The sequence below is a fragment of the Kineococcus gurbantunggutensis genome, assembly GCF_050871925.1.
Taxonomy (GTDB): Bacteria; Actinomycetota; Actinomycetes; order Actinomycetales; family Kineococcaceae; genus Kineococcus.
This window is the reverse complement of the sequence record NZ_JBJLSG010000154.1, coordinates 1-11,661: the sequence shown is the minus strand read 5'-3', so window position 1 is coordinate 11,661 and position 11,661 is coordinate 1. Positions and strand designations below refer to the sequence as shown.

Annotated in this window: 9 protein-coding genes; 1 reads left to right on the top strand and 8 read right to left on the bottom strand. The window is 73.9% G+C overall.

Annotation, left to right across the window (positions count from 1 at the left end):
- Positions 1 to 36: 36 nt before the first annotated feature.
- Positions 37 to 1,551 carry a 30S ribosomal protein S1 gene (gene rpsA / locus ACRYR7_RS20840; RefSeq protein ID WP_432574025.1) on the bottom strand — a complete coding sequence of 505 codons (1,515 nt, stop codon included), beginning with the start codon at positions 1,549 to 1,551 and terminating at the stop codon, positions 37 to 39.
- Positions 1,552 to 1,745: 194 nt separating this feature from the next.
- Between rpsA and ACRYR7_RS20835 the strand changes: the two genes are divergently transcribed.
- On the top strand, positions 1,746 to 2,663 hold the full coding sequence (locus ACRYR7_RS20835) for a class I SAM-dependent methyltransferase (RefSeq protein WP_432574024.1): 918 nt from the start codon (positions 1,746 to 1,748) through the stop codon (positions 2,661 to 2,663).
- 92 nt (positions 2,664 to 2,755) lie between these two features.
- Here the strand turns inward: ACRYR7_RS20835 and polA are convergent, their stop codons facing one another.
- The 7 genes from polA to ACRYR7_RS20800 form a co-directional block, all read right to left on the bottom strand.
- On the bottom strand, positions 2,756 to 5,560 hold the full coding sequence (gene polA, locus ACRYR7_RS20830; protein ID WP_432574023.1) for a DNA polymerase I: 2,805 nt from the start codon (positions 5,558 to 5,560) through the stop codon (positions 2,756 to 2,758).
- A gap of 124 nt (positions 5,561 to 5,684) precedes the next feature.
- On the bottom strand, positions 5,685 to 6,338 hold the full coding sequence (locus tag ACRYR7_RS20825; protein WP_432574022.1) for a GNAT family N-acetyltransferase: 654 nt from the start codon (positions 6,336 to 6,338) through the stop codon (positions 5,685 to 5,687).
- 277 nt (positions 6,339 to 6,615) lie between these two features.
- Entirely contained in the window at positions 6,616 to 7,359 is a 744-nt protein-coding gene (locus tag ACRYR7_RS20820) for an ABC transporter ATP-binding protein (RefSeq protein ID WP_432574021.1), read from the bottom strand.
- Positions 7,356 to 8,195, bottom strand: coding sequence for an ABC transporter ATP-binding protein (locus ACRYR7_RS20815; protein ID WP_432574020.1), 840 nt, complete (start codon positions 8,193 to 8,195; stop codon positions 7,356 to 7,358). Before ACRYR7_RS20815 ends, ACRYR7_RS20820 begins: the two co-directional genes overlap by 4 nt.
- A complete protein-coding gene (locus ACRYR7_RS20810; protein ID WP_432574019.1) occupies positions 8,188 to 9,366 on the bottom strand; it encodes a branched-chain amino acid ABC transporter permease in 1,179 nt (392 codons plus the stop codon). Before ACRYR7_RS20810 ends, ACRYR7_RS20815 begins: the two co-directional genes overlap by 8 nt.
- The gene (locus ACRYR7_RS20805; protein WP_432574018.1) at positions 9,363 to 10,349 is read right to left on the bottom strand and encodes a branched-chain amino acid ABC transporter permease; all 987 of its coding nucleotides are present in this window, start codon (positions 10,347 to 10,349) and stop codon (positions 9,363 to 9,365) included. Before ACRYR7_RS20805 ends, ACRYR7_RS20810 begins: the two co-directional genes overlap by 4 nt.
- A gap of 91 nt (positions 10,350 to 10,440) precedes the next feature.
- On the bottom strand, positions 10,441 to 11,616 hold the full coding sequence (locus ACRYR7_RS20800) for a branched-chain amino acid ABC transporter substrate-binding protein (RefSeq protein ID WP_432574026.1): 1,176 nt from the start codon (positions 11,614 to 11,616) through the stop codon (positions 10,441 to 10,443).
- Positions 11,617 to 11,661: the final 45 nt, after the last annotated feature.

The following is an 11,661-nucleotide window of genomic DNA, read 5'->3' as shown; positions in this document are numbered from 1 at the left end:
CGGGACCGCGCGGTGCGCGGTCCCGGCCGGTGCGGGTCACTGCCCGCCGGTGAGCTTCTCGCGCAGGGCCGCGAGGGCCTCGTCGGACGCGAGGGTGCCCGCGGCCTCCGGGGCCTCCGAGGTGTACGAGGACGGCACCGAGCCGGAGCTCGACGAGGAGGACGAGGAGGACGCGGCGGCGGGGGCGGTGACGCCCTCGGCCTCGGCGCGGGCCTCGGCCTCGGCCTGCTCGGCGACCTGGCGGCGGTGGGCCTCCCAGCGCTCGTGGGCCAGCGCGTACTGCGCCTCCCACTCCTCGCGCTGGGCCTCGTAGCCCTCGAGCCACTCGTTGGTCTCCGGGTCGAAGCCCTCGGGGTACTTGTAGTTCCCCTGCTCGTCGTAGTCGGCGGCCATGCCGTACAGCGACGGGTCGAACTCGTCGCCGGCGGCGGCGAGGGACTCGGTCGCCTGCTTCAGCGACAGCGAGATCCGGCGGCGCTCCAGGTCGATGTCGATGACCTTGACGAAGATGTCCTGGTTGACCTGGACGACCTGCTCGGGCACCTCGACGTGGCGCTCGGCCAGCTCGGAGATGTGCACCAGGCCCTCGATGCCGTCGTCGACGCGCACGAACGCGCCGAACGGGACGAGCTTGGTGACCTTGCCGGGCACGACCTGGCCGATCGCGTGGGTGCGCGCGAACTGCTGCCACGGGTCTTCCTGGGTGGCCTTGAGCGACAGGGACACGCGCTCGCGGTCCATGTCGACGTCGAGCACCTCGACGGTGACCTCCTGGCCGACCTCGACGACCTCGGAGGGGTGGTCGATGTGCTTCCAGGACAGCTCGGAGACGTGCACGAGGCCGTCCACGCCGCCCAGGTCGACGAACGCGCCGAAGTTGACGATGGAGGAGACCACGCCGGAGCGGACCTGGCCCTTCTGCAGGGTCTGCAGGAAGGTCTGGCGCACCTCGGACTGGGTCTGCTCGAGCCAGGCGCGGCGGGACAGGACCACGTTGTTGCGGTTCTTGTCCAGCTCGATGATCTTGGCTTCGATCGTCTTGCCCACGTAGGGCTGCAGGTCGCGCACGCGGCGCATCTCGACCAGCGACGCCGGCAGGAACCCGCGCAGGCCGATGTCGAGGATGAGGCCACCCTTGACGACCTCGATGACGGTGCCCTCGACGACCTCGTCGGCCTCCTTCTTCGCCTCGATCGTGCCCCAAGCGCGCTCGTACTGCGCGCGCTTCTTGGACAGGATCAGGCGGCCTTCCTTGTCCTCCTTCTGGAGGACCAGGGCCTCGACCTCGTCGCCGACGCCCACGACCTCGTTCGGGTCGACGTCGTGCTTGATCGAGAGCTCGCGCGAGGGGATGACGCCCTCGGTCTTGTAACCGATGTCGAGGAGGACCTCGTCACGGTCGACCTTCACGATGGTGCCGGAGACGATGTCACCGTCGTTGAAGTACTTGATGGTCGCATCGACCGCTGCGAGGAAGTCCTCAGCCGACCCGATGTCGTTGATCGCGATCTGAGGGGTGCCGCTCGCCGGAGCGGTCGTCGTGGTCGTCATGGAGGTAGGGACTCCGTCAGGGACACTCGTAGGGTCACGCCCGGGGTTCTCCGGCCGTCACGGCGCCGGGATCGTTCCGGGTGGAGGACGGTCGGCGGGCGCGCGCCCCACCAGCCTACTCGGGCCCGTGCGCACAGGCAAAGGACCCTCCCGCACCGGGCGGGGACCGCGGCGCGGCGGCGCGGTGCGCCAGGATGGGGCCCGTGAGCGGTGAGCGGGCGGCGCCCGGCGACGAGGTCCCCGGCGGCTCCACCGGCGGCGCCCCCGACGACGCCCTCGACGAGGACCGGGTGTCCGGCGTGCAGCGCCGCGCCGTCGACCCGGCCGAGACGGTGGCCGCCCAGCGCCGCTGGTGGGACGCCGAGGCCGCCGGCTACCGCGCCGAGCACGGCGCCTTCCTCGGCGACGCCCGCCCCGGCTCGGACCTGGTGTGGGGCCCCGAGGGGCTGCGCGAGGCCGACGCGGGCCTGCTCGGGGACGTGCGCGGCCGGCGCGTGCTGGAGGTCGGCGCGGGCGCCGCGCAGTGCTCGCGCTGGCTGGCCGGGCGCGGCGCGCACGTGGTGGCGTGCGACCTGTCGGCGGGGATGCTCGCCCAGGGCCTGGCCGCCGACGCCGAGGCCGGCGCGCGCACCCCGCTGCTGCAGTGCGACGCGCGCGCCCTGCCATTCGCCGACGCCTCCTTCGACGTGGTGTTCACCTCCTACGGGGCGCTGCCGTTCGTGGCCGACGCCGACCGCGTGCTGGCCGAGGCCGCCCGGGTGCTGCGCCCCGGCGGGCGGTTCGTCGCCAGCGTCCCGCACCCGGTGCGCTGGGCCCTGCCGGACGTGCCCGGCCGCGAGGGCCTGACCGTGCACCACTCCTACTTCGACCGGCGCGCCTACGTGGAGACGACCACCGGCGCGGACGGGCGCGCGCGCGTCACGTACGCCGAGCACCACCGCACGGTGGGCGACTGGGTGCGCCTGGTGCGCGGCGCCGGTCTGGTGCTCGAGGACCTCGTGGAGCCGGAGTGGTCCGCCGGCGAGGCGGTGTGGGGCGGCTGGAGCCGCCTGCGCGGGGAGCTGGTGCCCGGCACGCTCGTGCTGGTCTGCGCGCTGCCCGGCCGGGGCTGAGCCGCACCGCCGCACCGCCGCTGAACCGCCGCCCGACCCCCGCCCGACCCCCGCCCGCGGCCCCCGTGCGCCGGGGGCCGCGGGCGGGCGGGTCAGTGCCCGGCCTCGTGCCAGGAGCGCCCGGCGCCGACGGAGACGTCCAGGGGCACCGCGAGGTCGGCGGCCCCGGCCATGGTGCGCCGCACGAGCTCCTCCAGGGCCCCGCGCTCGCCGGGGGCGACCTCGACGACGAGCTCGTCGTGCACCTGCAGCAGCAGCCGCGAGCGCAGCCCCTCCTCGCGCAGGCCGCGGTCCAGGTCGAGCATGGCGACCTTGATGATGTCGGCGGCCGAGCCCTGGATGGGGGCGTTGAGGGCCATCCGCTCGGCCATCTCGCGGCGCTGGCGGTTGTCGCTGGTCAGGTCGGGCAGGTAGCGGCGCCGCCCCATGATCGTCTCGGTGTAGCCGACCCGGCGGGCTTCCTCCACGACGCCGTGCAGGTAGTCGCGCACGCCGCCGAAGCGGGCGAAGTAGTCGTCCATGAGGCCGCGGGCCTCCTCGGTGGAGATCTTCAGCTGGTTGGACAGGCCGAAGGCGGACAGCCCGTACGCCAGGCCGTAGGACATCGCCTTGATCTTGGCGCGCATGTCGGGGGTGACGTCGGCGGGGGCCACGCCGAAGACGCGGCTGCCGACGTAGCGGTGCAGGTCCTCGCCGGAGGTGAAGGCGGCGATGAGGCCCTCGTCGCGCGACAGGTGCGCCATGATGCGCATCTCGATCTGGGAGTAGTCCGCGGTCAGCAGGCTCTCGTACGCGGTGCCGTCGCCGTCGCCGCCGACGACGAAGGCGGCGCGGATGCGGCGGCCCTCGTCGGTGCGGATGGGGATGTTCTGCAGGTTGGGGTCGGTGGAGCTGAGCCGGCCGGTGGCGGCGATCATCTGCTGGAACGTGGTGTGCACCCGGCCGTCGTCGGCGACGGACTTGCGCAGCCCCTCCACCGTCTGGCGCAGCCGGGAGGCGTCGCGGTGCTCGAGCAGGTGCTGCAGGAACGGGTGCTCGGTCTTGACGTACAGCGCGGCCAGGGCGTCGGCGTCGGTGGTGTAGCCGGTCTTGGTGCGCTTGGTCTTGGGCATGCCGAGCTGGTCGAAGAGCACCGTCTGCAGCTGCTTGGGCGAGCCGAGGTTGATCTCGGCGCCGATGACCTCGTGGGCCTGGCGCTGGGCCAGGGCCACGCGCTCGGCGAAGTGCGCCTCGAGCTCGGCGAGCAGGTCGTGGTCGACGGCGATGCCGACGCGCTCGGCGCGGGCCAGGACGTCGACCAGGGGCAGCTCGACGTCGTGCAGCAGGCGGGTGCCGCCGCGGGTCTCCAGCTCGGCGGCCAGGACGTCGGCGAGCTCGTTGATGGCCAGGGCGCGGACCATGTGCTCGGCGGCGCGGGCGTGCTCCTCGGCCCCGACGGGCCCGTCGCCGGCGTCGAGGGCGAGCTGCTCGTCGCCGCCGGGCGCCTCCTGCGCGCCGTCGGCACCGGCGGCGCCCTCGGCGCGCAGCTCGCGCTTGAGGTGGCGCACGGCCAGGTCGGCCAGGTCGTAGCTGCGCTGGTCGGGGCGGCAGAGGTAGGCGGCCAGGGCGGTGTCCATGACGACGCCGGCCAGCGTCCAGCCGCGCGCGGCCAGGGCGTGGCTGGGGCCCTTGACGTCGTGGGCGACCTTGGGGGCGCCGGGGTCGGCCAGCCAGGCGGCCAGGGCGCGCTCGTCGCCCGCGGTCAGGGTGGCGGGGTCCACCCAGGCGGCGACCCCGTCGGCGCCGGCCAGCGCCAGGGCGGTGACGTCGCCGGTGCCGCGCGACCACTGCCCGGCCACGTGCAGGCCGGTGCGGCCGGTGGCGTGCTCGGTCAGCCAGGGCGCGAGCTCGTCGTCGAGCAGGACGGCGCCGTCGACGCCGAAGCCGGCCTCGGCCTCGGGCTCGGCGGACTCCAGGGTGGCGAACAGCCGGTCGCGCAGGACGCGGAACTCCAGGCCGTCGAAGACGGTGTGGACCTGCTCGCGGTCCCAGGCCCGGCGCACGAGGTCGTCGGGGGTGACGGCCAGCGGCAGGTCGCGCACGAGGGCGTTGAGGCGGCGGTTGCGGATGACCCCGTCCAGGTGGGCGCGCAGGCTCTCGCCCGCCTTGCCCCTGATGCGGTCGGCCTCGGCGATGACGCCGTCGAGGCCGTCGTGGGTGGTGATCCACTTCGCGGCGGTCTTGGGGCCCACGCCGGGCACGCCGGGCAGGTTGTCGGAGGTCTCGCCGACCAGGGCGGCGAGGTCGGGGTAGCGCTCGGGCGGCACGCCGTAGCGCTCCTCGACGACCCCGGGCGTCATGCGCAGCAGGTCCGAGACGCCCTTGCGGGGGTACAGGACGGTGACGGTGTCGCGCACGAGCTGCAGGGCGTCGCGGTCGCCGGTGGAGATGAGGACCTCGAAGCCGGCGTCGACGGCCCGCTCGGTGAGGGTGGCGATGACGTCGTCGGCCTCGTAGCCCTCCATCTCCACGACGGGCACGCGCAGCGCGTCCAGGACCTCCTTGACGAGCTCGACCTGGCCGCGGAACTCGTCGGGGCTCTTCAGCCGCGTGGCCTTGTACTCGGCGTAGGCCTCGGTGCGGAAGGTGCTGCGCGAGACGTCGAAGGCGACGGCGAGGTGGGTGGGCTCCTCGTCGCGCAGGACGTTGATGAGCATGGACGTGAACCCGTACACCGCGTTGGTGGGCTGCCCGGTGCTGGTGGCGAAGTTCTCCACCGGCAGGGCGTAGAAGGCCCGGTAGGCCAGGGAGTGGCCGTCGACGAGGAGCAGGCGGGGGCGGGTCTGCTCGGCGGCGGTGCTGCGGGCGCCCGCGCGGGCACCGGTGCGGCGGGTCGTCGAGGCGGCAGGTGGGGTCACGCCGGTCAGGGTAGTCAGGGGCCCCGACGCGGCGCGGCTCGGCGGGCGGGCGGGCCTCGCGCTGCCCCACCGCGCTGCCCCACCGCGCTCCCCCGCCCGGCGCGGGCCGGGCGGGGCGGCGGGCTCAGGCCACGGGGGCGGTGCCGGGCAGCTCGCGCGGGCCGGGCACCTGCTCGCCGGGCGGGCCGGACGGGCCGGGCGCGGCGGCCCCGCGCGCGAGGCGGGCGCGCAGGGAGCGCCGGCGGGCCACGACGCCGGACACCCCGGCGCCGGGGTGCTCGCCGCCGGCGGGGCCGTCGGCGGCCAGGCGGCGGCGCAGCACGGTCAGCGGCACCGCGCGGCGCACCACGACGGGGGCGAAGCCGAGGCGGGCCAGGTAGCGGGTGTAGTCCCGGTCGCCGGGCAGCACGGTGCAGGCCAGCTGGTCGGCGCCCTCGGCCTCGGCCAGCTGCAGGGCGCGGCGCAGCAGGGCGCGCCCGACGCCGCGGCGGCGGTGCTCGGGCACGACGTGCACGTGCTCGACGCTGGGGCCGGAGGAGCCGCCCAGCGGCAGCAGCGGGGAGTCGGTCAGCAGCGCGTAGCCGGCGGGCCGGTCGCCGACGGAGGCGAGCAGCACGCGCACGCTGCCGTCGGCCAGGGCGCGCAGCAGCCGGGTGCGCACGCTGTCGACGGAGGCGCGCAGCTGCCCCTGGTCGAAGCGCGCGGAGGCGTACAGCTGCATCAGGGTGTCCACGTCGGTGACCGCGGCTTCGCGGACCACCACGACAGGTCTCGGCACGGCGTCCTCCTCGAACGGACCGGGCCCCCGCCTCCGGTCGCCGCGCTCGCGGCTGAGGGGACCTTAGGGCCTGCGCGGGTGCGAGGGAAGCCGCGCGGGGGCGCTGCCCCGCAGCGGTGAGCGCGCTCTCACCCGGGCGGGTCAACGCGCGCGCGCACCGGCCGCGCGCGGCACCGCCCGCCACCGCGCAGCGGTGACGGGCGGTGGTGACGGGCGGTGCTCGGCCCTTGATCGCAGGGTGAGCGGACCGTCGGTGCGGGACCCGCGGCGGGACCCCTCAGACGTCGCCGCCGAGGTAGGCGGCGCGGATGGAGTCGTCGGCGGCCAGGTCGGCGCCGGTGCCCTCGCGCACCACCGCGCCGGTCTCCAGCACGTAGGCGAAGTCCGCGGTGCGCAGCGCCTGCGCGGCGTTCTGCTCCACCAGCAGCACGGTGGTCCCCTGCCGGTTGATCTCCACGATGATCGAGAAGATCTGCTGGATGAGCTTGGGCGCCAGCCCCATGGAGGGCTCGTCCAGCAGCAGCACCCGCGGGCGGCTCATGAGCGCCCGGCCGATGGCGAGCATCTGCTGCTCGCCGCCGGACATGGTGCCCGCCGCCTGCGAGCGCCGCTCGGCCAGGCGGGGGAAGAGCGTGAACACCCGGTCCATGTCGGAGCGGTAGGCCGCGCTCCTGCGGTCCGAGCGGGTGTAGGCGCCCATGTCGAGGTTCTCCTCGACCGTCATGCCGGGGAAGGTGCCGCGCCCCTCGGGGGCCTGGCACAGCCCGCGCTTGACGAGCTGGTGCGAGGGCACCCGGGTGATGTCCTCGCCCTCGAAGAGGATGCGCCCGGCGCGCACGGTGCGCAGGCCCGAGACGGTCTTCAGCGTGGTCGTCTTGCCGGCGCCGTTGGCGCCGATGAGGGTGACGATCCCGCCGGCCCGCACGCGGAAGGAGACGTCGCGGATGGCCTCGATGCGCCCGTAGTTGACGCTGAGGCCCTCCACGACGAGCTGGTCCTCGCCGAGGGTGCGCTCGCTCACAGGCCCTCCTCCTCGTCGGTGAGCTGGTCGTCGTCCACGCCGAGGTAGGCGGCGATGACGGCGGGGTCCTCGCGGATCTGCTCCGGGGTGCCCTCGGCGATCTTCTTGCCGAACTCCAGCACCACGATGCGGTCGGTGACGCCCATGACCAGGCGCATGTCGTGCTCGATGAGCAGCACGGTGTTGCCCATGTCGCGCACGCGGCGGATGAGGTCCATCAGCCGCTGCTTCTCGACGGGGTTGAACCCGGCCGCGGGCTCGTCCAGGCACAGCAGCTTGGGCCGGGTGGCCAGCGCGCGGGCGATCTCCAGGCGGCGCTGCTCGCCGTAGGAGAGGTTGCGCGCCAGGTCGTCGCCGCGGTGGCCCAGGTCCATCATCTCCAGCAACTCGTCGGCCTGCCGGTGCCCCTCGGCGGTCTCCCTGCGGTGCATCGGCAGCCGGAACAGGGAGTTCAGCACCCCCGAGCGGTGGTGGGAGTCCGCGCCGACCAGGACATTCTCGCGGGCGGTCATGTTCTGGAACAGCCGGATGTTCTGGAAGGTGCGCGCGATGCCGAGGCGGTTGATCTGGTACCTCTTGCGCCGGCCCAGGGGCTCGCCGTCGAAGACGACGCGCCCGCTGGTGGGCTGGTAGACGCCGGTGAGGGCGTTGAAGCAGCTCGTCTTGCCGGCGCCGTTGGGGCCGATCAGGCCCAGGATCTCGCCGCGGCGGATCTCGAACGAGACGTCGTCGACGGCCACGACACCGCCGAAGCGCAGCGTGACGCCCTCCATGCGCAGCAGCGCCGCACCGGCGCCGGGCGCGGTGTCCGCGGTGTCCTTCGCGAGGTCAGGCACGTGCCCCACCCTCCGTCCCCTCGAGCTCGGCCAGGCGCTGCCCGGCGCGCTGGGCGCGGCGGGCTCGCCGCGGTGGCAGCAGACCCTGCGGGCGGAAGTTCGCCAGCAGCAGCAGGAGCAGGCCGAAGACGACGACGCGGAAGTCGGCGAACTCGCGGAACCGCTCGGGCAGGTACGCCACGACGGCGGCGCCGACCAGGGCGCCCCAGCGGTTGCCCTGCCCGCCGACGACGACGGCCGCCAGGAACAGCATGGACAGCTGCACGGTGAACGTCTCGGGGTTGATGGCGCCCTGGCGGGCGGCGAACAGCGCCCCGGACAGGCCGCCGATGAACGCGCCCATCGCGAACGCCAGCAGCTTGTAGCGGAAGGTGGGCACGCCGTTGAGCTCGGCGGCCTCCTCGTCCTCGCGGGTGGCCTCCCACGCCCGGCCCACGCGGCTGTCCTGCAGGAGCCGGTCGCCGACGAGGATCAGGACGATGACGGTCAGCGCCAGCCAGTAGTACGGCACGCCGTCGAGCAGGCCGAACTCCAGGAACGCGGAGGTGTTGCCCAGGTCGACCGTGGCGGTCAGCCCGTCCCACACCAGGCGCGGGACCTCGAACACCGGCTCGCCGCCGACGGTGATGTCCGGCGGGCGCGGGATGTCCTGGATGCCGCGGGCCTGGTTCAGCCACGCGGAGTTCAGCGCCACCAGGCGGATGATCTCGCCGAAGCCGAGGGTGACGATGGCCAGGTAGTCGCCGCGCACGCGCAGCGTCGGCGCGCCCAGCAGCAGCCCGGAGGCGGTGGAGATGCACACCGCCAGCACGATGAGCAGCCAGAACGGCAGCTTGCCGTGCAGGGAGCCGAAGACGCCGACGGTGTAGGCGCCGATGGCGTAGAAGCCGACGTAGCCCAGGTCCAGCAGGCCGGCGTAGCCGAGCACGATGTTCAGCCCCAGGGCGACCAGGGCGTAGGAGGCCACCGTGAACATCACGGACCCGAAGTCGGAGTCCGGGGTGGACAGCAGCGGCGGGTTCAGCAGCGGCAGCGCGTAGAAGAACAGCGCCAGCGCCACCCACACGAGGACCTTGACGGGCGTGGGCAGGTGCGCCCAGCGCTCGCCGAGACCGCGGCGCGCGGGTTCCGGGGACTTCGGGGACGTCGAGGACGTCGCGGCAGTGCTCATGCGCGGGCCTTCCCCAGGGACTCACCGAGCAGGCCGGTGGGGCGGAACAGCAGGACGACGATCAGCAGCAGGAAGGACACGACGTCCTTCCACTGCGGGCCGAACACCTGCGAGCCGTAGTTCTCGGCCAGGCCGAGCACCAGCCCGCCCAGCAGGGCGCCGCGGATGTTGCCGATGCCGCCCAGGACGGCGGCGGTGAACGCCTTCAGGCCCAGGATGAACCCGACGTTGTAGCGGGTGACGCCGATGTGCATCAGGTACAGCAGCGCCGCCGCGCCGGCCATCAGGCCGCCGATGAGGAACGTCAGCTGCACCACGCGCTTCTGGTCCACGCCCATCAGGGCGGCGGCCTCGGCGTCCTGGGAGACCGCCCGCACGCCGCGGCCCAGCCGCGAGCGCCGCACGAACTGCTCCAGGGCGACCATCATCACCAGGGCGGCGACGAGGACGATGAGCTGGGTGCTGCGGACCTGGAACCCGCCGACGTCCAGCAGCGTGACGCTGGGCAGCGGGTTGGTGAACTGCGTGTTCTCGCGCGCGGAGCGCACGTAGTCGCCCAGCACGCCGTCGAGGTTCAGCCAGCCGGCGATGCGGTCGCGCAGGCCCATGACCTCGGAGAGCACGAACGAGGCGCCGATGGCGGAGATGAGCGCGACCAGCGGCGGCGACTTCTTCTCCCGCAGGCGCCGGTAGGCCACGCGCTCGACGAGCAGGGCGACCGCGCCGGAGACGACCATCGCGGCCAGCAGCGCCAGCAGCAGGTAGGCGATGGCCTGCGGCACGCCCATGCCGGTGCGGGCACCGAGGAAGGTCATCATCCAGACGGCCGCGAACGACCCCCACATGAAGACCTCGGAGTGGGCGAAGTTGATCAGGCGCAGCACGCCGTAGACGAGGGTGTAGCCGAGGGCGAAGAGGCCGTAGATGGCGCCCACGACCAGACCCGTGAAGGTCAGGTTCAGGAAGGTGCTCAGGGGGACCACCCGGTTCGGTTCGGTCGGGGAGGAGGGGGCGGGGTGCCGGGCACGGCGCGGCCCCACCCGCCGCGGTCGGCGGGTGGGGCCGCGCGTGACCTCAGGAGGTCTGGATCTCCTGGTCGGCGACGATCTGGCCGCCCTCGACCTTGTAGGCCCACACGCTGATCTCGCTGGGCTCGCCCTTGTCGTCGAACTTCAGCTGCTTGGTCACGCCGGGCTCGTCGTAGCCCCTGACGAACTCCAGCATGTCCTCGCGGGTGGTGACGCCGTCGGCGATGCCGGCCAGCAGGATCTTGGCCGCGTCGTAGCCCTCGGCGGAGTAGGTGGCCGGGGCGGTGCCGTAGGCGTCGGTGTAGTCCTGCACGAAGGTGCCCTCGGCCTGGTCCGGCGGCAGGCACGGGCAGGTGATGAGGGTGCCCTCGGCGGCCTCGGCGCCCGCGGCGGTGATCAGGCCCTCGTCCTTGGCGCCGTCGTCGGTGACGAACGCGACCTGCTCGCTGCTCAGGCCGGCCTCGCGCAGCTGCTTGAGCAGCAGGCCCGCCTCGGAGTAGTACCCGCCGTAGAAGACCGCGTCCGCGCCGGAGGCGCGCACGTCGGCCACGACCGCGGAGAAGTCGGTCTGCCCGGTCTGCACGGTGCTGTCCTTGACCTTGGCCGCGCCCAGGTCCGCGCGCACCAGGTCCGCCAGGCCCTTGCCGTACTCGCTGGCGTCGTCGATGACGTACACCTTCTGCTTGCCCAGGGTGTCGGTGATGTACGAGGCGGCCGCCGGGCCCTGGGTGGCGTCGTTGCCCAGGACGCGGAAGAAGGTCTCCCAGCCCTGCTCGGACAGCGAGGGGTTGGTGGCCGAGGGGGTGATGCCCACCAGGCTGGCCTCGGCGAAGATCGGGTCGGCCACGCGGGACTCCCCGGAGAACGCCGGGCCGACGATGCCCAGCACGTTCTCGTCGCGCACGGCCTGGGTGGCCAGACCGGTCGCCTGGTCCGGCAGGCCCTGGGAGTCGTAGTCCTCCAGGGTGACCTGGCAGGCGCCGTCCTGGGCGTTGTGCTGGGTGACGGCCAGGTCCACGCCGTTGCGGATGTTCACGCCCAGGTTGGCGTTGGCACCGGTCAGGGCGCCGAAGAAGCCGATGCTCAGACCCTCGGGGCAGCTGCTCCCGCCGCTCGCGCCGGCGGACGGCTCCTCGGTGGAACCGCCGGTGGTGCCCCCGCACGCGGTGAGCAGCAGGGCAGCGGCTGCGACGGGGGTCGCGAGCTTGACGATGGAGCGCACGGGCAAGTCCTCCTGGACAGGGGGGCGCGAGGACGCGCGTCCTCG